The sequence below is a fragment of the Paraflavitalea pollutisoli genome (assembly GCF_029360705.1).
Classification (GTDB): Bacteria; Bacteroidota; Bacteroidia; order Chitinophagales; family Chitinophagaceae; genus Paraflavitalea; species Paraflavitalea pollutisoli.
Genome location: NZ_JARKMX010000008.1, coordinates 543,843 through 566,025 on the forward strand (window position 1 = coordinate 543,843; position 22,183 = coordinate 566,025).

At 52.0% G+C, this 22,183-nt stretch carries 18 protein-coding genes; 6 read left to right on the forward strand and 12 right to left on the reverse strand.

The features are described from left to right. The first annotated feature begins 9 nt into the window (after positions 1 to 9). From P2W70_RS16300 to P2W70_RS16310, 3 genes are read left to right on the forward strand one after another with little or no spacing between them, the layout of a single operon-like run. Positions 10 to 1,023, forward strand: coding sequence for a FecR domain-containing protein (locus P2W70_RS16300; RefSeq protein WP_276482556.1), 1,014 nt, complete (start codon positions 10 to 12; stop codon positions 1,021 to 1,023). A gap of 11 nt (positions 1,024 to 1,034) precedes the next feature. Beyond that, positions 1,035 to 2,309, forward strand: coding sequence for a DUF4974 domain-containing protein (locus P2W70_RS16305; RefSeq protein WP_276482557.1), 1,275 nt, complete (start codon positions 1,035 to 1,037; stop codon positions 2,307 to 2,309). A 55-nt stretch (positions 2,310 to 2,364) separates the two neighbouring features. Beyond that, the gene (locus P2W70_RS16310; protein WP_276482558.1) at positions 2,365 to 3,024 is read left to right on the forward strand and encodes an alpha/beta hydrolase family protein; all 660 of its coding nucleotides are present in this window, start codon (positions 2,365 to 2,367) and stop codon (positions 3,022 to 3,024) included. Positions 3,025 to 3,046: 22 nt separating this feature from the next. On the opposite strand, the gene P2W70_RS16315 is transcribed toward P2W70_RS16310, so the two are convergent. The 3 genes from P2W70_RS16315 to P2W70_RS16325 form a co-directional block, all read right to left on the reverse strand. Continuing rightward, positions 3,047 to 3,937: an SDR family oxidoreductase gene (locus tag P2W70_RS16315; protein ID WP_276482559.1), complete on the reverse strand. Its 891-nt coding sequence runs from the start codon at positions 3,935 to 3,937 to the stop codon at positions 3,047 to 3,049. Between the two features lie 75 nt (positions 3,938 to 4,012). After that, positions 4,013 to 4,591: a Crp/Fnr family transcriptional regulator gene (locus P2W70_RS16320; RefSeq protein ID WP_276482560.1), complete on the reverse strand. Its 579-nt coding sequence runs from the start codon at positions 4,589 to 4,591 to the stop codon at positions 4,013 to 4,015. A 106-nt stretch (positions 4,592 to 4,697) separates the two neighbouring features. Beyond that, on the reverse strand, positions 4,698 to 4,886 hold the full coding sequence (locus P2W70_RS16325) for a hypothetical protein (protein ID WP_276482561.1): 189 nt from the start codon (positions 4,884 to 4,886) through the stop codon (positions 4,698 to 4,700). Between the two features lie 226 nt (positions 4,887 to 5,112). Between P2W70_RS16325 and P2W70_RS16330 the strand changes: the two genes are divergently transcribed. Then, complete coding sequence (locus P2W70_RS16330) at positions 5,113 to 7,503, forward strand: TonB-dependent siderophore receptor (protein ID WP_276482562.1); 2,391 nt, start codon at positions 5,113 to 5,115, stop codon at positions 7,501 to 7,503. Between the two features lie 160 nt (positions 7,504 to 7,663). Here P2W70_RS16330 and P2W70_RS16335 read toward each other — a convergent pair whose 3' ends face one another. From P2W70_RS16335 to P2W70_RS16355, 5 genes are all read right to left on the reverse strand, one after another. Continuing rightward, complete coding sequence (locus P2W70_RS16335) at positions 7,664 to 8,716, reverse strand: CsgG/HfaB family protein (RefSeq protein ID WP_276482563.1); 1,053 nt, start codon at positions 8,714 to 8,716, stop codon at positions 7,664 to 7,666. Positions 8,717 to 8,758: 42 nt separating this feature from the next. After that, positions 8,759 to 10,264, reverse strand: a complete 1,506-nt coding sequence (locus P2W70_RS16340; RefSeq protein WP_276482564.1) for a DUF5018 domain-containing protein — start codon at positions 10,262 to 10,264, stop codon at positions 8,759 to 8,761. Between the two features lie 149 nt (positions 10,265 to 10,413). Further along, positions 10,414 to 11,211, reverse strand: a complete 798-nt coding sequence (locus tag P2W70_RS16345; RefSeq protein WP_276482565.1) for a LytR/AlgR family response regulator transcription factor — start codon at positions 11,209 to 11,211, stop codon at positions 10,414 to 10,416. Continuing rightward, a complete protein-coding gene (locus tag P2W70_RS16350) occupies positions 11,196 to 13,388 on the reverse strand; it encodes a tetratricopeptide repeat protein (RefSeq protein ID WP_276482566.1) in 2,193 nt (730 codons plus the stop codon). The genes P2W70_RS16345 and P2W70_RS16350 overlap by 16 nt, the downstream gene beginning before the upstream one ends. 161 nt (positions 13,389 to 13,549) lie before the next feature. Beyond that, entirely contained in the window at positions 13,550 to 14,749 is a 1,200-nt protein-coding gene (locus P2W70_RS16355) for a hypothetical protein (RefSeq protein ID WP_276482567.1), read from the reverse strand. A gap of 65 nt (positions 14,750 to 14,814) precedes the next feature. Between P2W70_RS16355 and P2W70_RS16360 the strand changes: the two genes are divergently transcribed. Continuing rightward, positions 14,815 to 16,275, forward strand: a complete 1,461-nt coding sequence (locus tag P2W70_RS16360; RefSeq protein WP_276482568.1) for an MDR family MFS transporter — start codon at positions 14,815 to 14,817, stop codon at positions 16,273 to 16,275. Between the two features lie 3 nt (positions 16,276 to 16,278). Here the strand turns inward: P2W70_RS16360 and P2W70_RS16365 are convergent, their stop codons facing one another. From P2W70_RS16365 to P2W70_RS16380, 4 genes are all read right to left on the reverse strand, one after another. Further along, a complete protein-coding gene (locus tag P2W70_RS16365; RefSeq protein ID WP_276482569.1) occupies positions 16,279 to 17,121 on the reverse strand; it encodes a VOC family protein in 843 nt (280 codons plus the stop codon). 34 nt (positions 17,122 to 17,155) lie between these two features. Beyond that, complete coding sequence (locus tag P2W70_RS16370; protein ID WP_276482570.1) at positions 17,156 to 17,722, reverse strand: dihydrofolate reductase family protein; 567 nt, start codon at positions 17,720 to 17,722, stop codon at positions 17,156 to 17,158. 189 nt (positions 17,723 to 17,911) lie between these two features. Then, positions 17,912 to 18,421: a hypothetical protein gene (locus P2W70_RS16375; protein ID WP_276482571.1), complete on the reverse strand. Its 510-nt coding sequence runs from the start codon at positions 18,419 to 18,421 to the stop codon at positions 17,912 to 17,914. Between the two features lie 570 nt (positions 18,422 to 18,991). Further along, a complete protein-coding gene (locus P2W70_RS16380) occupies positions 18,992 to 19,477 on the reverse strand; it encodes a YciE/YciF ferroxidase family protein (RefSeq protein ID WP_276482572.1) in 486 nt (161 codons plus the stop codon). A gap of 412 nt (positions 19,478 to 19,889) precedes the next feature. Between P2W70_RS16380 and P2W70_RS16385 the strand changes: the two genes are divergently transcribed. Continuing rightward, positions 19,890 to 22,157 carry a GMC family oxidoreductase N-terminal domain-containing protein gene (locus P2W70_RS16385; RefSeq protein WP_276482573.1) on the forward strand — a complete coding sequence of 756 codons (2,268 nt, stop codon included), beginning with the start codon at positions 19,890 to 19,892 and terminating at the stop codon, positions 22,155 to 22,157. Positions 22,158 to 22,183: the final 26 nt, after the last annotated feature.

Consider the following 22,183-nt stretch of genomic DNA (forward strand, 5'->3'; position numbering starts at 1 on the left):
ATCCCAGTCATGAACCATAACGATCCAACCAACAAGACCGACGACATCGTCAAATACCTGGCGGGAGAAGCCACGCCGGCCGAGGCCATGGCGCTCGAAGACTGGCTCATCGATCCTGCCAATGCGGAGGAATTCGAGCACGTGTACCAGCTGTGGCAACGGTTGCCGGGGGCACCGGTGCTCCTAACGCCCGCTGTGGATGGGGAGTGGCAGGAACTGCAGGAGCGCTTGCGTGCAGGCAGTAAACCGTCCCTGCTGCGAAGGATAGGACCCCGGATGGCGGTAGCCGCCTCGATTGGGCTACTGGTCATCGCCACGGTTGGTTGGTGGCTGTCGGCCAGGCAGGTGGCGGCCCCCTCACCCAATGCCTTGACGGAGCAACAAGCCACCGGTGCGGACAATAGTAAACAGATAACCATGCCCGATGGCTCTGCCATCACTTTACATCATAACAGCGCTATACAGTATGCGGGCGCATTTGGTACTACCCATCGACATCTGCAACTACAGGGGGAAGCTTTTTTTGAAGTAGTGCCAGACAGTACCCGCCCCTTCACGATCCGCATAGCCGATGTCACGATCAAAGTAGTGGGTACAGCATTCAATGTGAAGGATATTACGCCGTCCGGTAACATTGAAGTACAGGTGCTGTCGGGCGTGGTTAATATGATCACCGACCAGCAGCAGATCTCGGTACGAAAAGGTCAATCTGGTACATATGACGCCAGCCGGAAATCGTTGCGACTGTCGGATACGGTAGATATTAACAGCATGAGTTACGCCACCCATTCCTTTGAGTTCGACAACGTGCCCTTGCGGGAAGTGTATGCTTCACTCGGGAAGACATTCAACCGGCAATTTCGATTCGAAGATCCGGCTACCGGCGATTGCCGTGTGACGGCCCGGTTTGACCAACGGTCGCTGGAATATATTCTGCAGATCATCGATGCTACCTTGAATCTTCATAGTTCACAGCAAGGCAATACCATCGTCATCACCGGCGTGGGTTGCCCTGCCCATTAAAAAGTACAGCCATGAAATTAACACTACTCTCTTTGCTCCTAGTCTGTTTTTGCAGCAGGCACACAGCGTTGTGCGCGCAGGTCAACAAGGCCATCTTCGAAAAGACCATCTCGATCAGGACAGGCGATATTCGCTTCGATTCGCTCCTGCACCAGTTTGCCCGGCAAACCGGGGTGGAGTTTTCTTTCAGCGCTAACCGGGTGGGTGCCGACAACCTGGTGCGTAATACCCGGCCCCGGCAAACCCTGGCGGGTTGGTTGCAAGTACTGGAGCAATCGTTGGGTATCCGGTATAAAGTAGTAGGCAATCACATCATCTTATACGAAGCGGTGAAAGTGAAGCCAGCGCAGTCGACGCCCAAGGCAAGTCATTCCAAACGACTAACCCCGGATCATGACAATCAACCCCGGCTACGTATCCAGATCGATAGCGGCTTCTCGGAAGCGGCTGCATCCCTACCCGTAGACGAATCCGTTGCTACCACGTCCAATGCTGCCTTGTCTGCCATGCCAGGCAGTGAAGCCTTGCCGGCATCGCCGGCTACACCCAGGAGCGCGTCGATGCCTACCGCGCCAGCCACTTCCGGAAGTGCATCGACGCCAGCCACACAGGCCAGGCCAGCGACCACCCCTGCCGCTGCACCCCAAAGCGCGACTCCCGCACCAACAACAAAGGCAGCCAGACCGGCGGCGCTTTGGGCCCCACGTTATGATCCTGTCAAAATGGAGGGATTGGAAGCGGTGCAGCTGTTTGCTGGCTGGAGCCGCAATGGGTCCGGGGATATGAGTGGCGTGGCGTTTGCGTCTACTTATTCCAACTATCTTTCACCGCGGTTTTCGCTGAACCTCGATCTGCGTGGACTGATCAATTGGAGTAAATTCAGCATTCTCCAACAGCATCCGATCACTACACAATGGATGGATAATTCCGTACGGTTCACCACGGCGAGTGCGCAGTTGGGGGTGCTGGCAGGCTGGAGCCTGGTGCAGGTAGCCCGCTCTGAATTGAAGGTCAGCCTGGGGCCTTTTGGCCGCTTTCAGTCTGCCTCCAATGGCGATGACGGGTACGGCTTGTATTCGCCATCGGTTACCGGGCAGCCCACCTACCTGATCGGATACGACAACCACACATCGCAGAATAAATTTTCGGTAGGCTATCTGTTGTCTTTACAATACCAGTTTGTGCTGCGCAACGATCTCTGTATCGGCTTAGCGGGCGTGTTCCAGAACGATACCAACGGCGACGTGATACCGCAGGCGGGTATCACGTTTGGCAAGCGGTTCTGAACAGCCTGTACCGGGTCACATACATTGATGTACCTTTGTGGCCAAACAATTCAATATGGCTACCCGTTCGTTGCAAATTACGGTCTCTCCTGTCATCGGTAAAGTGTCTGCCATCCTGAACGCGCCGCCGAAGGCTACTGCCATCCTTACGCTGGCCCATGGCGCCGGTGCAGGCATGGAGCATCACTTTATGGAGCAGTTGTCTGCGCGACTGGCAGTAGCGGGTATTGCCACCTTACGGTTCAATTTTCCCTTTGCCGAACACAAGAAAGGCAGACCCGATACACCAGCAGTAGCCCATCAAACCATCGAGGCTGCCATCGCCAAAGCACAAACTCTTTTTCCCGACCTGCCCCTGTTCGTCAGCGGTAAATCTTTCGGCGGGCGCATGTCTTCCCAATACATTGCCGCAAATCCCAACAAAGCCGTCAAAGGGCTTATCTTCTTTGGCTTTCCGTTGCATCCAGCCGGCAAACCGGGTACCGAGCGGGCCGATCACCTGCAGGAAGTGAAAGTGCCGATGCTGTTTCTGCAAGGCACCAAAGACACCCTGGCCACCTGGGACCTGATCGAACAGGTGACAGCCTCCTTGAAGAAAGCAACACTTGTTAAGTTAGATGGTGCCGATCACTCTTTCAAGGCCGGTAAGACCGATACGATCGCCCTCCTTACAGATGCTACCCAACAATGGATCAGCAAAAAGGCAGGGAAATAATCCCTGCCCGTCGTTTATACTGTTAGAAATAATCGCTGCTAACGAGGTCTTTCAGAAGACCCGTTTCCCGCGGCTCCCAGCCCAACACCTGTCGCGTTTGTTCACTCGATGCAGGACAATCCATGGCGGCAAAGTGTTTGAACCAACCAAAGTATTGCTCCGCCTCCACGCCATTCTTAGTCACCGCCGGTACCGATAATCCCTGGCCGATGGTGGTGGCAATCTGCCGGAAAGGAATACCCCCTTCCTGCACCGCATGAAATACGGTTTTTTCCGGTTGTTGTTCTACGATCAACCGATATACTACTGCAGCATCCAACCGATGTACCGCCGGCCATACGTTTTGCCCTTCGCCGATCCAGGCGGATGCTCCTTTTTCTTTGGCCAGTCCCACCAGGATGGGCACAAAGCCATGATCGCCCCGGCCATGCACCGTGTGCGGCAACCGTACGATATAGGTGCGTACACCTTGTGCTGCTATCGCGCGTGCCGCTTCCTCCGTAGCTGCTCTCGGCATCACCGATGCCGGAGGTGTTACGTCCTGTTCCGTGATCAGTTGCCCGCTTTTGTTGAGCACCCCAATACCGGAAGTAACGATCAGCGGCCGGTTGGTACCGGCCAGTGCAGCTCCCAGTCGATGGATCAATTGCCGGTCTTCTTCGCAGCTGGCAGCATAGCGGGAAAAATCATGGTTGAAGGCAGTATGAATGACAGCGTCGACGTTGGCCACGCCTGCTGCAATGCTGTCCGGATCCTGCAGGTTGCCACGGTGCACGGCCGCGCCCGCCTGTTGCAACGCCGTGGCTGCTTCATCGGTGCGGGCAAGGCCCAGTACTTCATGACCTGCTTGGAGTAGTTCCGCTACAACGGCCGATCCTACAAAGCCGGTAGCGCCTGTTACAAATACACGCATAATGAATTACTATTTTGTAGGTACAAAATTGGATCACCCTGCGTGGGCAAACGTGGTCATTTGACCATAATTCCCTTAGCGGCGGATCTGTGCATGCCGGATGCGCGTGAGTGTCTTGAGGGAGATGCCCAGGTAGGCGGCGATCATGTGTAAGGGGAGCCTGTTTTGCAGGTCGGCATGGGTGCGCACGAACTCTTCATACTTTTCTTCCGGGGTAGCGCTGAGGGCGGTGAACAGCCGCTGCCGGCTGCCGTGGTTGCTGCGGGCGATCAGTTGTTGTGATAAAGCCCGTAGGGCGGGTATATCGGCCAGGAGGCGGTCGAAGACTGGTTTGGACCATACGATGACTTCGCTACGCTCTATGGCGGCGATATTGAAACGGGAAGGTGTTTGTTGATCATAACTTTCCGCGTCGAGGGTCCAGTGGGCTTCCGGGGCAAATTGCAGGATATGTTCGCTGCCATCTGCGACCAGGCCATAAATACGCAACAACCCACTGATCACATAGGTCTTGTGCCGGCATACCTGTCCTTCCTGCAATAATGACTCGTTGCGTGACAGGGAACGGGTGGTGCTGGCGCCGGCGATCTGTGCGATCTCGTCGTCGGTCAGGTGGCTATTGTTGCGCAGGTATGTTTCGAATCCGGTGTTCATCGATCACTCAAAAATAGAGCTTCTACCCGAATTGGAACAAGTATAGATAAAACCGGGTATTGTGCTTCCTGCTCAATTCCTCAATACGGGTAATTTTTAGCCAGTACTATTGGTGCGAGGAATCACTTGTTTTGTTTGGCATGCGCTGGTACATACTGGTATCTCCGCGGTTGCTCATCGTATCGGCGTTGCTCTCTCCCGGTGGCCGTTGAGGGATAGTACCTCCACTGGTATCAGGTCTGTTGCCGTCGTGCGGGGCGTTGCCATCTCCACAAGCTGCGAATATTGTAGTCATACCAATAATTGCAAGGATCTGTTTCATATAGTAGGTTTACTGCATCCTGTACAAACCTGGTGCCCGCGATCGGTCATTTTTGTCAGCCGAATGTCATGCTGATCCGCCAAGGGTGTCAAGTCTACCCAATAACCTGATTATTCCTTTTCGCGTAAGCGCCTTTTCCTGATTGGGTCAGGGGATGCTGCTGCAACCAGACAATTTTGCAGCACCAAAACAACCCAACATGAATGTAGCCACCCTCCGGCTAAGGCAAGTGTTATTTGCCCTGGCAGTGCTTTTTTTGTCCCTCCTACCCTTTTCCACCTGGTGTCAATCTATACCCTCCATCAAAGGTCTTGTCGTTACCTCCGATGGCAAGCCCGCCTCCTATGTGACCATTTCCTTATCGGGCAAACACAAGCCCGTTATCACCAACGACTCGGGTGTATTTGTGATGCAACAGGTGCCACCCGGTAACTATGTAGTATCGGCTACGCTGGTGGGTCATCAGCCGGTGCAGCAAGCCGTGCAGGTAGAAGCCGGCAAGACCAGCCAGCTCACCCTGCATCTCAATACCTCCGAAAACAGCCTCTCTGAAGTGATCGTCAGCGCCAACGCTAAATCGTATATCGCTGCCAAGGCATCAACTTCTTTGCGCTTGAATGCCGAGTTGATAGAAATCCCCCAAAACATAACGGTGGCCACCCGCCAAACGCTCACTGACATGGGCCTGCTCACCAAAAGCGAGATCTTCCGTATCTCCAGCGCCATTACGAAAAGTTATGGGTCCGAGCTCGATCTTACTTTCCAGATACGTGGCATGGATGCTACCTATGGTACTTACCGCAACGGTGTAGGTGGTCCCATCTGGTGGAATGCCCAGGAAGATGCTGCGATGATCGAACGCATGGAGTTTGTAAAAGGCCCGGCTGGTTTCATGCTCTCCAATGCCGAGCCCGGTGGATTGGTGAACGTTGTCACGAAACAACCCACCCGCCAGCGCATTACTGAAGTTGGTTTTGGTATTGGCAGCTGGAACATGATGCGGACCTATGCAGACCTCGGCGGCGAGTTTGTCAAAGATGGTAAACTCTCCTACCGCTTCAACATCGGCGCAGAGAAGAAAAATGAATACTATCAGTTCGGTGACTTCTACCGCTATTGGATATGCCCCGTGATCAAGTATGATTTCAGTGAGCATACAAGCATCACACTCGAGCATAACTATGTGAAAGCAGCTGCCCTGGCCAACTCGCAGTATTCGGTTACGATCAACGAAGATTTCAAAGCCTTACCGGTAGACCTGGCCGTGGTAGATCCCAACCTCAACAAGTTCTGGGGCGCCGATGTTTACAACCGGGTGCACCTGAAGCACAAGTTCAACGAAGACTGGACCCTCAATGTGCAGGCGGCTCACATGACCACCGATTGGGATGGTACCACGATGTATCCCGAAGGATTGAGCCCTACCAAGGATACGCTCTATCGCTATGTATTCTCCAGCGACTGGACCGGTAAGCTCACCAATATGCAGTTGTTTGCCGATGGTAAGTTTTTTACCGGTCGACATATCGAGCACAAAGTATTATTGGGTATCGATTATGGCAATGGCAGCGAAGGCAGTACTTCCAATGGTAACTGGGGGGAGAACAAATATCCCCTGGCTCTTCAGCAACCTATCTACTATTTGCCCAAGGCCGATTTTGTATTGGACCCTGCCAATGAAACATCCTGGCTGTCGACCAACAAATGGCAGGCCCTGTATGTACAGGACCATATCAAAGTGTACGATAAACTGATCGTTACCCTCGCAGGTCGCTATACCCAGTTGAAGACCGGTCAGGATTATGTAGATGAGAATGATCCGAAGTATGAAGTGACCGATAACAAGTTCACTCCCCGGCTTGGGCTCACCTATCTCTTTACGCCCAACCTGTCGGCCTATGTGATGCACGATGAAAGTTTTCTGTCACAGCGGGGTGCCATTTTCGGCGGTGGCCGGTTGCCGGCGTTGATCGGCAGCAACAATGAGATCGGAGTAAAGGCGCTTTTGTTTAACCGGCAATTGTCTGTCACTGCTTCGGTGTACGACATGCGCAAGAATGAAGTGGGAACGGCTGATTTTGCCCACCCTGGATTTTTCCTGAAGACCGGGCAGATCCGCAGTACCGGCCTTGACCTCGATATCGCTGGTAAGATCAACGCCAACCTGTATGTCAACATCAACTACGCCTATGTCGATCCACTCATCACCAAAGACGAAGATGAAACCCTGATCGGCATCCAGAATGCAGGCACCTGTCGTAATCTGGCCAATGCCTGGGTGAAATACCAGATCAACAGTGGTGTGTTGCGCGGACTGGGATTGGGCGCCGGCATGCAGTATACCGACAAACGTGGAGCGGTATCGCCGGGATGGAACCACGACAAAGGCAATCGTTACCTACCCGCCTACACTTTGTTTGATGCGGCGCTCAGCTATACCACCGGTAAATTCAGTGTCAACCTGAATGCCTACAACCTGGCCAATAAGCGTTACGCGACTGGTGGCTGGTGGTACCCTGAATTTGGCGAGTACCTGTTTTACCAGGGCACGCCTGCCAATTTCAGGTTGCAAACCACCTTCCGTTTGTAAACCGCTCACTTATCTTGTTCATGAGGCGGACAGTGTTCGTATCAAAAGCTTATAACAGTAAACCCGCGGTTCAGCCACCGCGGGTTTTTTGTGGGGCATGCGTACGACATCAAGTTCCAACAGGCTGGCTGATCAGCGGCCGGACCCCATAGCTGCCGCGCTATTTGGCCTTCACACTGATCTTGCCATCCTGCTGGTCGGTGATCTCGTATTTGGTACCCAGCTTGGGAAACAGGGCTTCTACCAGTTGATCGGTGTTACCCTTGAATTTTACGGAATAGGATCCGGTGCCGCTCGACAGTGATTTCTCCAGTGATTGGTAGTCCGGTGTTTCGCTGAGCAACTTCGCAAAGGCACTATAGCTCGCAAAGTTGGCGTTGGCCAGTACCACTTCGATCTCGTTGATGCCTCCTGGTTGGGAAGAAGAGCTGCCTGGAATATTGTTGACATCGATCTTCAACGAATCGCGTACCCGGGCAATGTATTGCACGGCCTGTATGACCCCGTCTTCCATCACAGCGGCAGTAGCCGGGTCGCTGTTGCTGGTGCCCACCAAACCCAGTACCGATACATTTTTGCCAGTGCGCGATTCTACCCGAAACACGTGGGAGACGATCACGTCCCTGGTTTCGGGATTGATCAGTTTGAGGTTGAAGCCCATCTTCACGACCTTCTTGCCACTACCGACACCCAATACCTGTACTTTCTTGGACTTATCGCTGAACTCGATCACTTCTCCTGTGACCACGATCTGGGCGCCCAGCTGCTTGCCTGCCTTGGGGGCTTTGCGGCTGCTGAGTTCTGTATTGCCGGCATTGATCTCACCCGTCAGATCGTCGTTGTGTTGCAGGCTCTCCAGTACGCGGAAGCAGTTGACGCCCTGCAACGCATTGGTGAGCATGGTGGTGAGGTTTTCGCCCAGTGTAGGTGGTATGGTGACCGCCGGTGTGGCAGCGCCATTGCCGCCCTTTAGAATATCGAGTCCCTTGAGAATATTGTTGCTGCGGGCATTGCTGCCTGTAGCAGCTTGTTGTTGCTGATCGGTGGTACTGGTGGTTACCGTGAAGCGGGTCACGCTCATGCGCGCGCGGCTTTCGATGGGCATGCCCGCGCATTGTTGTTTGACCTGTTCGATGCTGAACTTTTCATCGGTTTGGGAAAAGCCTGCTGCGCTGACCAGCAGCAGGGGCAATAACAGCGTGTTGCGTTTCATACAAAGAAGGTGTATAAGGGTGATAAAATGTGGTGTACTGCGTTAGAAAGTAACTTCGTTGGCCAGGGTGTTGCCCGAATAACTATTACCGGTAAAATTGACCACCGCCGTTTTCTTATAGATAATGCCATAGCCGCCACTGTTGGTGATGGTACAGTTGGTGGCGACCGGCTTGGCAGTATAGTCGCAGGAGCCAAAGTTCAGCGCTGCTTTTTTGTTGGCTACGCAGGCGGCGTTGCTGTGGAGGTTCGATCCTGCCCCATCCACGGTGCAATAGTTCAGGCTGATCTCGGGATCGTTGCTTTCCAGCTGCAAGCCCAGCCATACGCCTTTGCCCGCTTTATAACCCACCAGGCGGATAGGATTGGCGGCCGTGCCGTTGGCGATGAAGGTGCCTTTGCCGATGTATTGTTTATCGAGGTTGAGGCCGGCATCGGTGTGGAATTGCATCGTAACACCCGGCGACACCGTCATCTTCTGGTAGAGCCCGATACTTTCGAAAATGTAGTACGGTACCGACAGCTTTGGGATGGTCACATTGCTACGCAGTCCGCTTTTGCCATGCACTTCGATGTAGTTGTTGCCGTTGGTGCCATAATTGCTGGGTGCATCGAGCGAACCGATCTCATTGATGGTAATGCACAGTGGTGCCGTGGTGTTGCCGGAAAAGCTGTTGTTGCTGAAAGCGGTGAAGATGGTGCGGTCGTAGGAATAACCATTGTCTTCGTCGCGGATACCGTATCCCTTGTTGTCTTTAAAAGTACAGTTGCGGATCGTTATTTTGGAGTTGTTCAGGAAATACGCATTGTCCGAAAAGAACAAGGCGGCATTGTTGGCACCCGCGCCGGCATGCTGAATAGTTACATACTCCCATTGGTTTTCGGCATGCTTCGAGTTTTGTTTGACGCCCATCCAGGATCCGGCAGTCGCCGTTTTGCCTTCCAGGAGGATGGGTTTGGCGGCCGTGCCTACCATCTTCAACCATTCATCGCTCGACGATATGGTGATGCCGGCAGCCTCGCCATTGAACTGAATGCGTACGCCGGGTTTGATGGTGAGGGTTTTATTGGATTTGAGTACGATGGCGCAGGAAACGATGTAGTCTATCCCGTCGCCCCGGTCTTCCCATACGGCAGGCACGTTGTTGCAATCGATGGTGAGCGGCTGCAGGGCTTCTACAGACACGGTAACGGTATAAGTTTGTTGGCTGTTGTCTTCTGCCGTAACGGTATAGGTTACCGCTTTGCTGAAGTCCCTGGCTTGTGCCGGTTGGGGCGAAATGCTGGCCTTGGCCGACAGGGTGATGGTGGGGGTCAATGCCGTGATGGCTGTTCCGTGAGGCACGGTGGCCGTGATGCTGGTGCCGGTAATAGTAGCATTGACGGTGGTACCATTCAGGGAAAAGGAAAAGGCGGTGATGGCTTTCTCGGATGATTTTGGCCGGGTATTGGTGGAATCTTCTCCGGCATCTTTGGAGCAGCCGGGGGCACTAACGAAAAGACAGAGCGACAGGAATAGTCGCCAAACAGTCAGGTTTGTTTTTTTCACGCTATAAGTTTTTTGGTTAATAGTGGGCCCGAAACTGGTATGGCCCTTATGACCAGCAAATAGCAGCGTTCCTAAAAACAAAAAAACAGCCGTTTGGTATTTGGCTGTTCTGATTGGTATACGACAAACCAATGCCCGGAAAACATCATTTACCGGAAATGGAGGGGCGATGTGTTTTTGATGAGGGCGTTGAGCCGTTCCTTACCGGTACGTGACAGCGGCAGCGGTTCGGCGACATGCCGTAAGGTGACGGTCATGCTTTTATTGATCCTGGCGATATGTCGCAGGTTGATGATATAGCTGTCGTGGCTGCGGCAGAATTTGAGTGGGGCCAGGTGTTCTGCCCATACGCCGATGCCTTTGGAGGTGGTTAGTTTTTCTATTTTATGGCTCCCTTCTTCTTCCAATACATACAGGGCGGTATACTGATCGATGGCTTTACCATACACCAGGTTTTTGATCTTGACGGGAATGCTGCCTTCGGCGAGGTTGACCCAGATCAGTTGTTCGTCGAGTTGCTCGGTGATGAGGTTGTGCAGCAGGGTTTCCAGTTGCCTTACCCCCACCTGCCCCACCTGTTTTTCCCATACTTTGCGCAGGTTATCTTCCAGCTCCTGTTGTACATAGGGTTTGGCCAGGTAGCCGAGGCCACAACGGCGTATCTCGAGGATATTGTTATCGATGTGCGCGGTGGTGAACAATACATCGAAACCCGGATGTTTGAAATGCCTGATCACCTCAAATCCGCCGCGGATCTCGTCCTGCAGTTGTATGTCGAGGAATACGAGCTGGGGGTTCAGGCGGGTGATCTTCTCTACGGCTTCTTCGATGGTGGTGCAGATGGCCAGGATCTTCACCCGTTCGTCGATGGCGGTCAGCAATTTCTTCAGCCGGTTGCTGTGAATGGGTTCGTCTTCTACGATTATACAATTCAGTATGGTGTCCATATCAATAAGGTTGTATGCGGAAAGCTAAAGGTGGCCCGGGTGCCTGCCGGTTGACCACTCGCATCAGCGAGGTCTTCGATGGCAAAAGCTGATTGGTTGTTGGGCTGCCATATCTTCATCAATTTACCAGCCAAAGTGGTGCCATAAGAGGTGCGCTGGCCATTGGAAGTGCGGGCGGCCTGCCGGCCAATACCATTGTCTTCTACGGAACAATGGAGTTGCAGCCCTTCCATGACCACTTTTACGCGCAGCCGGCCGCCCCGGTCCGATTTAAAGGCATGGCGGAGGGCATTTTCCACCAATACCTGGAAGATCATGGGGGGCACGAGGGTACTTTCCGTATCGATGGCATCATCGATGTCCAGTTCGTATTGGATATGGTTGTCGGGAAACTGCAGGCGTGCCAGTTGGAAATAGTCGTCGAGAAAGTCGATCTCGGCTTTGAGGGTCACCTGGTTGGCGAATGAATGGCTGAGCACGTTGCGGATGAGCCGGCTGAAACGCAACAGGTAACTGCTGGCACTGGCTTTGTTGCCGTGTTCGATGAGGCTGTTGATAACCTCCAGGGTGGCGCTGACGAAATGGGTATCCAGTTGGGCTTTCAGGGCGTCTTGCCGTAACTGTACCTGTTGCAGCTGGAAGCGGTCGCGTTCTCTTTTGCGGTAGAAATAAAAGACCACCAGTAAGACGGCGAGCACCGCAATGCCGATGATGACGGCGGTCCTGATCTTTTCTTTGTTTTGCTCGGCAGCGATGGCGAAGCGTTTCTCTGTCTCGAGTTTGATGGAGTCGGATTGCAGGTCGAAGTAGAACTGGTCCTGCAGCTGGGTGAGCTTCCGGGTATTGGTGAGGTTGGTGGTACTGTCTTTCAGTTGTACAAACTGCTTGTAATGATAGAGGGCTTTGCTGGCTGCGCCCCTTTCTGTATACAGATTGGTCAATCCTTCGTGTGCCGACTGCTGTACCGACAGTTCGCCAATTTGTTTACTGATCTGCAGGGCCACGGTGAAATATTGTTCAGCTTTGGCCCATTGCTGTTGTGCGGCGTATACGATACCCATATTGGCATGGACGGAGGAGATGAGTAGGGAGTCGCCCATGGCCTGGAACATACTCAACGCTTTTTCATAACCTTGCAGTGCTTCCGGAAAATGGCGCAGGTCGCTGTGTACATTTCCGATCAAGTTGTAAGCGTTGGCGACGACGGCCTCATTGCCGATCTCGGTGCCCAGTTTCAATCCCAGCGAGTCGTATGCCAGGGCTTCCGGAAATTTGTCGAGCTGGTAATAGATCTCTCCGATATTGTTGGCCAGGGTAGCGATGCTGTTCTTGTCATCAATGCTGCGTGCGAGATCGATAGCGATGTTGTAGTGCTTCAGCGCTTCGGTATGGTTGTTTTGCCCTGCATACACATTGGCAATATTTCCGTGGTCGGTGACGATATTGGCCGTTTTCTTCAGCTCGGTATCCGTCTTTAGGGCTTTCAACAGGTATTCCAGGGCTTTGGGGTAATGTCCCTGTAGTTTATGCACGGTGCCGATGTTGCTGTAAGCGGCGGCGATGCGCTCGTTGTCCTGCTGCTGCATGAAAATGTCCAGGGCGGCGTTGAAGGCCTGCAACGACTGGGGCTGGTCGCCGGTGTATTGGTAAATGGCGCCTTTGTTGTTATAGCAATCGGCTTCCCCTTTTTTGTCACCAATCGATTGCCTGATCTGTATGCAGGAGTCGAGGTAATTGATGGCGACGGTGTACTGTGCCTGGTAAATATAATTGATGGCGATGCCGTTGTAGTTGTCGGCGATGCCTTTTGGGTTGTTGATGGTGCGGTACAGCGATTGGGAGGTTTGGTAATCGGTCGAAGACGCCGGGAAATCGCCGGTGGTGGAATAGGCCACGCCCCGGTTGTAGTAAGCCAGTGCCTGGCCTTTGGTCCAGTGTAGTTGATGGGCGAGCGTCAAAGCTTCGCTACAATACTTAAAAGCTTCCGTTGGATTGATGCCGGCATAGTTGCGGCCAAGCTGGTTGAGTAGCAGTACCCGGTGCGTGTCTTTGGCGGCAGCGGGTAGTACTTTGAGTAGGGAGTCGATAAGGGGCTGCCCTTGCAGTTGTGCCTGTAGTTGGCAGCCGGTGAGGAGGCTGAATGCGATGAGGAATGCCCGGAAAAACCTTTTTTTCATAGCTAAGTTTTGGGTGTAAGGGCGGGTCCGGTCATGGCAAGATAGGATAATTTATGGATCAGCTATTGGTTGGTTACGGGTATGAATATACTTGCCCGCCACCAGCGTTGTAAAAGGAGCCAGTGACGGGCAATAGCAGGCGTGTGCTTATTCGGTTTGCTTTAGTTGAACTCCCACCCTTTGGCGGTTGCTATGGATCGATCGCAACTGGCGGCGCCGGGATTACCGGTTATGCTGATTTCTCTTGAAATGTTCTTGTTGTGAAGCGTTTTGAATAAGCTATTCAGGGCGTCTGCTGTGAATAGGTTGTTACTGCAGGTAACTTGCTTAAGTGCCGTGTCCTTTGACAGGTCGAGCGCTTTGAGTTGGTTTCTTCCACTGTAAAAATAAATCAGTTTCGTGTTTTGCGACAGATCCAATGTAGTAATCTGGTTATTTTGACAATCAAATTGGACGAGTCCGGGGTTGTGGGTTACATCCAGGTTGCTAATTTGGTTGGAGGCGCAGAATAGCCAGGAGAGTGCAGGCTGACGCGAAACATCGATCGTTTTCAGCCGATTGGCGGCGCACTCCAATTGTTCGAGCAGGACGTTCTCCATAACGTTCAATTCGGTTAGCTGATTGCCAGATACATCAAGTCCGGTCAGCTTTTTATTGTTGGAAATATCCAATTGGGTCAATGCGCAACTCCTTACCGTGAGACCTAGCAGACGTGTGTTTTTCGAAACATCCAAGGATCCGAGGCGGTTACTGTCGCAGTTCAACCTCATGAGCGACGTGTGAAGAGAGATATTTAGAGAGGTCAGGTTGTTTTTCACGACAGACAGGACGCCCAGCTTGGGGCAGTTGGATAAGTCGATCGTCTGGACCGCGTTGCCCGCCAGGGTTAAGTATCCCAATAAAGGATTCTTCGTTACGTCTAACTGAGTCAACTTGTTTCTGTCCAACATCAAACCCGATAGATAAGCGTTGCGCGTTACGTCAATAGCCGTCAGCTGACCGTCGGTGCATTGAAAAGATACGAGTGATGGGTTTTCCCGCACATCGATTTCGGTAAGGCTACCGGAAAAGATATGGAATCTGTTAATGTCAGTTCCTGTTATGGTAACCTGATATTCCCTGGGCGATGTGAAAGTGTGCGATATGTTCTGTTGGTCTGCCGAAACGATCTCCGTTTTCTCTCCGTCTCCCCAGTTGATCAAAAGATTTTTGCCGGAAATGAAAAAAGATTCCGTACTGGAGGTTTTTAATTTCAGGCTCATTTTACCAATGAGGCCTGCGGGTGGGCGAGTTGGGTCTTCTTTTCCTTTGGAGCAGGCGGTCAGTACGATGGTCGTCAGGGCGAATAGGTATATCTTCATATTATCGTGCGATGCTGTTTTAGGCAAGGTATGAAATTTATGTACCTTTCAGGCAACCAACGCGTATGGCACCAAATACAGATCAAGCAGTGGAAAATAGTTCGTTGGCGGCGGTCCCCAACAGATCCCTTGTTTTGGTCACGCTGATGATCGGAACCTCGATGGCGGCCATCGACAGTAGTATCGTGAATGTATCGCTGCCGGTGATACAGCGGCAGTTTGATGTGCAGCTGGATGCGGTAGCCCTGGTGGTAACTACCTATATGATCACCTATACCCTGTTCATTCCACTGACGAGCTGGCTGAAGAACCGGATTGGCTACTACAAACTCTATATGGGCAGTATCGCCCTGTTTACGATCGGCTCCGGTTTGTGTAGCCTGGCAGATAGTTTGACTTTTCTCATACTGGCGCGGGTGGTGCAGGCGATTGGTGGTGGTGCCATTGCGCCGACCTCGCTGGCGATTCTCAGCGAAACCTTTCCGAAGGAGAAACGGGGCAGTGCGATTGGTTGGTGGGGAATCGGCAACGTGATGGGCCCTGCTTTAGGGCCAACGCTGGGCGGGATACTTACGCAATACCTGGGTTGGGAATCGATCTTTTATGTCAATTTGCCCATTGGGATACTCACTATTGCCATGGCGATAAAGCACCTGCGTTTTCTGAAGTCTATGCCGGTCTTTAAGCCGCCTTTCGATATCAGGGGGTATGTTTTATTAGCTGGATTCATCTTGTTGCTGCAGGCTACCATTATTCCATTTGCGTCCCGTTATGGCCTGTTGTCTTGGCAGTTCCTCTCCGGACTGACGATCACCTCACTGGTTTTCTATGGCTATCTCCGTTCTTCCCGCCGGCCGGATGCCTTGCTGGATCTGTCGGTATTTAAGATTTCCGCCTTTACCCGGCCTTTCATCATTGTAGGTATTCGGTCGATAGCCTTGTTTGGCGGCATGTTCTTCCTCCCCTTTTTGTTGCAGGGATACCTGGGTTATTCTGAAATGGAGAGTGCCCTGTTGTTACTGCCCAATGCGCTAATCATGCTGGTTACCCGTCCGGTCTCCGGCAAGTTGGCGGATCAGGGACTGATCCGGAATATCTCCTTGTTTGGCATCGTGTGTTTGTCGGTGTCTTTTATGTTGTTTGCGCGCATCGATGTCGGTACATCTTCGGCGTGGATTGTGGGTTGTATGATCCTGCGGGGGCTGGGTATCAGTTTCCTGATCGCCCCGGTTTCCACGGCTTTGCTCAATTCGGTGAATGCGGAGCAAACGCCTACGGCGACTTCATTGAATACGCTGATGCTGCAACTGGGCGGCTCTGTAGGCATTGCGGCCAGCAGTGCCGTACACACGCACCTGCTCGCGCATTTCGAGGCGAAGGTCGGCGATGGCCGCCTGGCGCAGCATTATGCCTTGCAGGACGGTTTCCTGGTAACGGGGGGCATCATCTTGCTGGCGTTGATACCGGCGTTCAAATTGCCGCAGCGTACCAGGAAACGCCTGAAAGAAAAAGAGGTATTGGGATAATGCCTACGGGTTGCGCAGTTTTTCAATATCGATCTTCTTCATCTGCATCAGGGCTTGCTGCGATTTTTGTGGGTTGGATGATTTAAACAGCAGATCGGCGATGTTGTTGGGGATGACCTGCCAGCTTACGCCAAAGGGATCTTTGCACCAGCCGCACTGACTCTCGGCCCCATCTTTCGTAAAGGCATTCCAGTAGTAATCGATGCTTTCCTGGCTGTCACATTCCAGCACGATGGAGATACCCTCGTTGAAGGTATAGGATTGCGGTACACCGCTGTCCATGGCCATGAGCAGGTGACCATTAAGGGTAAACTGGGTGTGTTGTATCTGTCCTTTCATGTCTCCTTCTGGATAGTGCATGATGCCGTCACTCTTGAATTGCGGGAAGGTCTTTTGGTAGAAGTCGAGTGCCTGCTGGCATTGACCCTGGTGTGGGCCGCAATACATCAGGGTGGGAACGATCTTGTTGTACTTCCACTCGTCTGCGCCGAAATAAAGTTGCCAGCTGGCGCCAAAGCGGTCTTCTACCCAGCCATAGTATTCGCTCCACGGATAGCTGTCGAGCGGCATCAACACTTTACCTTCCTCGCTCAGTTGATCAAATTGCTGCTTCAGCAATGTTTTATCGGGCGATACGTACATGAAGGAGATGGCGGGGTTAGGCTTGAACATAGGACCTCCATTGAGGCCCATGAATTCGGTACCGTCGAGTTTGGCTTTTAGTACCATGGGCGTATCGGCGGTGACAGCTGAATTGGGAAACAGGGAAGTGTACAGGTGGAAGGCTTCGCTGCCTTTACCATCGAACCAGATACAGGGATAGATGTTGGTATTTGTTGTTGACATGGCTGAAACTATTATGTGATGAATGTATGTATGGTTATTGTTTAGCGGTGTATTCGAGCAATAGGGTACCATTATCGAATACACGCGAATGCTTTAATTCAAATTCGTTGAGGGTACGTTGGTCACCGAAGATCCTGATGCCGCCACCGATGGCAACAGGATAGAGCATGAGGTGTAATTCATCGACGAGCTGGTGTTGCAGCAGTGATTGAACCAGGGTGCCGCTGCCGTATACCAGGATGTCACCGCCATCGGTTTGTTTGAGGGCAGCTACTTCATGGGCGACGTCGCGCAGGATATGGCTGTTGTTCCAATCGGCTTTGTCGAGGCTGGTCGATACGACGAATTTGGCGTATGTGTTGATACGGTCTGCAAAGCCGCCGCCTGACTGTGTAGGCCAGTATTTGGCGAACTGAATATAGGTGTTTTTGCCCAGCAGCAGGCTGTCCACGCTGGCGAGTTCGTCCACTTTGTATTGCCCGGCTTCCGGGTTTCTGAATTTGTTTTGCCAGCCACCATGTTGATGGTTGGTTTCATCGCCGCCGGGCGCTTCGATGACGCCGTCGAGCGTGATGAATTCTGTAACGATAATCTTACGCATGCTCCTGATATTTTTGTAAATCTACCGGTTATTGGCATCCTCAACAGGGGGCGGAAAAGACATTGTGCAGGGGTGAATGCGGTGGACGAGCAGGTACATCGTGGCTGATATCTGTAAAGGAGCATTGTTTCAGTACAGCTATGGCAGCAAGAGCGTCTTTGATTTGGGGAATGTGTGGTTTCATACAGCCTACCATTGAGTTCTACCTTTATAGCGTTTTTGGTTTTCTATTTTCTCGTTCAATAGAGGAATATTCAACTCCGCGATCAGGCGCAGCTTCGCCCAGGATTCGTCGGTGTTGATGTCTCCCAGCGCATGTATACATTTCCTGGCCAGTGCGTAACTATCGTCATAGGATAAATAGAGTGGTTGTCTTATGGCCGTATAGTAAAGTGCTTCAATGCTGCTGGGTGATTTGGCTGACTGTAAAAGTAATGCCATGTCTTCATGCTTACAGTGCCAGTCTTCTGCGATCAGTTGGTTTAGTACGCCGACAAAAGATTCGTCGAATATGTCCTGCACATACCCGAGCAGCATCGCGTATTCGATAGTCGAACTGTCTTGCGTGGTCAGTCCCATTTCCAGCTGAGACGCCACATAGTCCGGGGCTGCCTTTTCCGGATATAGCTGGAAAAAACTGTCCAGGTCCAGTGCGTTGACTGCGAGGTCTATTATATGTTGCATTTCCAGTTCTGTCATGGTCGCGGTTACTCACGAATATATTATCGAATTGACTTTCTGTCAAATGATTGTGGGCGGTTGGCCCGGGTATGGCTATTCGTTGTGTTGAAAAAACATGGATAGTTCCTGGTAAATGATTGAAAAGCAATCTTGTGATGACCGCGATGGAGCTGCCCGGCCATGAATTGCCTACGTTACCCCCGCTTATTGCCTCCGGATTGCCTACGGATTGCCTGAGCGCTCTATGAAGCGGGGGCCATTTTACTAAGGAGCGTAGGCAATATGCAGGCATATAGAAGACCATCAGGTGCCCCAAAATGGCCGGTGTGATGTCCGAAGCTGTGTTGATTAGTAAGGTTGTTACTGTTACCATATTTATGAATTTAGTAGCACAAAGCTGGGGTAATTCTAAATCAGTACCTATTGGTAGGGCATTTAGTAAATGCCACATTATTTTTGCAACAGGGCATAAAAAAACGCCGGATATTCGGGCGTATTACAGGCATTTACGCAAGTTTTGATGTTTGGAGATGGTTTCGGCCCCCAACCATTTATAAATGGTATTTACTTTTGGGGTTCATGATATGTTTATGCAGGAGGTTGTTGCAGCTTCTCCTCCATCTCTTTTTCTTCGATCAGGGTTTGTTGCAGTAGCTGTTCCGCATCCGGCAATCCCATCGCCTGGGCCAGTTGCACGAGGATGACGTAAGTGGCCATTTCATAATGTTCTACTTTCATTAAAGCGGCCCTTATGCCCAAATCACGCGAACGGGTCTTGCGCACCGTGTCGCCCAGGATCATACTCGTATCTTTAACAAGGCCCTGCATGGCTTCGCAGATCCGTTCAGTAACTGTTTCGCCCAGTATTTGGAGTACCTGTTCAAGGCGCAGGATATGATCGGCTGTTTGCGCCTGGTGTACTTCGATTGCCTTTTTGAGACTGTTGGCAAATGCTTCTCCCCGCATTTTATCCAATAACATGGCGGTCTGCTTTTCGGCCCAGTGTAGTCTTTTTATGGCATGTACAAAATAGGGCATCAGGTTGTTATCTTCCGTTCCGGAGTTGTGTGGCATAGCAATAAGTTTTAAGTGAGCAATAGCAGGCTAACTGTGGACGATGGTCCAACAGCAAGGTTAGATGGATAATACACGGTTAATTAGCGTGGAGGTAATACTAAGCTGGAAGGGAAATAGGTGGTGATGTAATGACTGGCTGCTGGCGGAGGTGCAACCGTATCGTGAAGATACGACGATTTCAGTAATGGTACATCCCGGCCCATTTCCCGTAGAACTACGCCTTGCTTTTGTTGTACATTTGGTGCGGCTTTATAGCGACCCTGGTAATCCCTCTCCCATTCCGATAGCAGCATTTCTCCAACCAGCAGTTACACAGACTCGCTCCCCGTCCCTTGCGATCCAACCACCCGTTGCAGGCATCAATTCCGATTGAGGCGGTCTTTCTATTATCCATCATAAAACTTATGCTATGGGCACATCTGCCAATCATCTTTCCGACACATCAGTCCTGCCAGGACCCGATGTGACCGTTGTCGACGACAAGTTTGTCAAATCAACTTTCGACCAACTTTACACGCTTTGGTTTCCGATTTATGAGCTGCCCATCCCCGACCGGGTGCGCGGTGACATTACCCTGGTATCGCAGGTGGTGCAAAAGGAATTCTGGACGGCCATTGATGTTCCGGGAAATGCCTTTGGTGCTTTGCTGACTGGTATGACCTATGCCAGCCTGTTGCCTTTTTATGATGCGCTTAAAAAGTCGTCCGATCCGGCGGTACTCAAATTTATCAGCACACCCGGCGGTATCGGCAAATTAACCCTGTCTGAGGCTTCGCAGGTGCTGTCGGCATTCTTCACCCTCAGCGACCCGCGGGCGGCCCAAGCGGCTATGACCATTCGCGAGGCTTTCCTATCCACTATCTGGGATTTGCCGCTGGCTGTTCCCCTCACGGGTATTCAAAAGCCGGAGACTTTTGTCAGTAATCCGGACCTTTATTCGAAGATCAACTATCCCCAACTGCCTGCCAGTCAACTGGTATATAACAATGGGGTGATCTCCCACAAAGGAGGAAGCATCGAGTACCTCGTGATCGGCAGTGGGCCGGCCGGTGCTACGATGGCCAGTGAACTGCAAAAAGCGGGTAAGCGTGTGGTATTGCTGGAGCAGGGACCCTGGGTGGTATGGGGCTCGATGGATACGATGAGTTATCCGCGCCTCATGCTGAACAATGACCGCATGGCGACTGTCGACAATAGCATCATCCTGCGTAGCGGACAGGCCATGGGCGGTGGTTCGACGGTCAACATCGACCTGGCTTTTTCTCCCTTGGAAGCTACCATTCAGGCGCGTATCGCCAACTGGATCGACAAGGGTTGGATTGATGGCAAATATTATTCGCAGGAGCGTATCGCAGCTGCCTACCAGTGGGTGCGAAAAGCCATCGGCACACGGGCTGTGACACAGTCCGAACTGAACAGGGACAACAAAGCGTTATGGGATGGGGCCAGTCAGTATGGTGTCGATCCTTCGCTGTACCACCTCAACCGGTTTGATCAGTTGTTGTCTCCCTCCCCAGTTACCCAAAAACGGGATGCTGCGCTGCAACTGATCTTGCCGGCAGCTCAGGATGCCAAGAATCCATTGAGCGTAATACCGGATGTGTCGGTACAACAAATACTGATGAGTGCACCGGATGCGCAAGGTAATGTAAAAGCGATCGGGGCTCAGTTGGTAGCCATAGATCCCTGGACGCAATACCAAAACACCATCGTTGATCCGTGTAACCTGAAGTTGCCGCAGAAAGTACTGCTGACCATTCATGCCGACAACGTGATCCTGTCTGCTGGTACTATCGGTAGTGCGCGTATACTACAATCTACCGGGGCGAGTCAGCCCGCGGTGAACAACTCCCGGATCGGCAAAGGCATCATTCTGCACCCTTCCTTCCCCTTGATCGGTGTGTTTAACGAACGCATCAATTTGCTGGAGGGGTTGGATAGTGCCACTTACCTCGAAGCTTTTGGTGTGACGCCCGGTTTCATTTTTGAAACGATGGGGGGCATGCCCGCTTATGGCGCGCTGTTGATTCCTGGTACGGGCAAACAAGTGTATGAGATGATCACGCAATTCAACCATTCGGTGGGTTTTGGCGTGATGCTGGTAGATACACCTTCTGATGATAACTATGTAAGTTTCCCCGGTGGCAATCTGGAGGTTCGCTATACGCTCACGGCCGATGATAAGAAACGCTTTGCCAATGGCGTGGCAATCGCTATCCGGATGATGTTCCTGGCAGGGGCCAAACAGGTGATCATTCCTACCAATGAGAATGTATTGGACTTACCCAATTTTGATCCGATGGTAGGGGTTTACCTGACAGATATCAAGCAGGCCGACCTGGTGCAACAAAACCTGCAATTCATTCCCAACCGCACGGTGCTGACGTCGGCGCATCTGCAGGCTACGAATAAGATGGGTAAGGATGTGAAAAGCTCGGTGGCCTCTACCAACCAACGTATCTGGAATGTGCTCAACGGAAAAGAGATCCCTAATTTCTATCTCATGGATAGTAGTATGTTCCCCACTTCGGTAGGTGCCAACCCCATGCAGTCGTTGTATTCCTTCGCGAAGATCTTCAGTGAAAGATTGCTGGCAGGCATGACTGATGAGCCTGCGGATTATTGTTTTGAGGAGATACCGGCGTCCCAATTGAAGAAGGGGCCGGGAAGAGTGTGATTGAATATTGTCGTTGATAAAGCCCC

What these genes read in the sequence shown, in the direction of transcription:
- P2W70_RS16300 (WP_276482556.1), top strand. Translation starts at nt 10, where the DNA reads ATGAACCATAACGATCCAACCAACAAGACCGACGACATCGTCAAATAC.
- P2W70_RS16305 (WP_276482557.1), top strand. Translation starts at nt 1,035, where the DNA reads ATGAAATTAACACTACTCTCTTTGCTCCTAGTCTGTTTTTGCAGCAGG.
- P2W70_RS16310 (WP_276482558.1), top strand. Translation starts at nt 2,365, where the DNA reads ATGGCTACCCGTTCGTTGCAAATTACGGTCTCTCCTGTCATCGGTAAA.
- P2W70_RS16315 (WP_276482559.1), bottom strand. Translation starts at nt 3,937, where the DNA reads ATGCGTGTATTTGTAACAGGCGCTACCGGCTTTGTAGGATCGGCCGTT.
- P2W70_RS16320 (WP_276482560.1), bottom strand. Translation starts at nt 4,591, where the DNA reads ATGAACACCGGATTCGAAACATACCTGCGCAACAATAGCCACCTGACC.
- P2W70_RS16325 (WP_276482561.1), bottom strand. Translation starts at nt 4,886, where the DNA reads ATGACTACAATATTCGCAGCTTGTGGAGATGGCAACGCCCCGCACGAC.
- P2W70_RS16330 (WP_276482562.1), top strand. Translation starts at nt 5,113, where the DNA reads ATGAATGTAGCCACCCTCCGGCTAAGGCAAGTGTTATTTGCCCTGGCA.
- P2W70_RS16335 (WP_276482563.1), bottom strand. Translation starts at nt 8,716, where the DNA reads ATGAAACGCAACACGCTGTTATTGCCCCTGCTGCTGGTCAGCGCAGCA.
- P2W70_RS16345 (WP_276482565.1), bottom strand. Translation starts at nt 11,211, where the DNA reads ATGGACACCATACTGAATTGTATAATCGTAGAAGACGAACCCATTCAC.
- P2W70_RS16350 (WP_276482566.1), bottom strand. Translation starts at nt 13,388, where the DNA reads ATGAAAAAAAGGTTTTTCCGGGCATTCCTCATCGCATTCAGCCTCCTC.
- P2W70_RS16355 (WP_276482567.1), bottom strand. Translation starts at nt 14,749, where the DNA reads ATGAAGATATACCTATTCGCCCTGACGACCATCGTACTGACCGCCTGC.
- P2W70_RS16360 (WP_276482568.1), top strand. Translation starts at nt 14,815, where the DNA reads ATGGCACCAAATACAGATCAAGCAGTGGAAAATAGTTCGTTGGCGGCG.
- P2W70_RS16365 (WP_276482569.1), bottom strand. Translation starts at nt 17,121, where the DNA reads ATGTCAACAACAAATACCAACATCTATCCCTGTATCTGGTTCGATGGT.
- P2W70_RS16370 (WP_276482570.1), bottom strand. Translation starts at nt 17,722, where the DNA reads ATGCGTAAGATTATCGTTACAGAATTCATCACGCTCGACGGCGTCATC.
- P2W70_RS16375 (WP_276482571.1), bottom strand. Translation starts at nt 18,421, where the DNA reads ATGACAGAACTGGAAATGCAACATATAATAGACCTCGCAGTCAACGCA.
- P2W70_RS16380 (WP_276482572.1), bottom strand. Translation starts at nt 19,477, where the DNA reads ATGCCACACAACTCCGGAACGGAAGATAACAACCTGATGCCCTATTTT.
- P2W70_RS16385 (WP_276482573.1), top strand. Translation starts at nt 19,890, where the DNA reads ATGGGCACATCTGCCAATCATCTTTCCGACACATCAGTCCTGCCAGGA.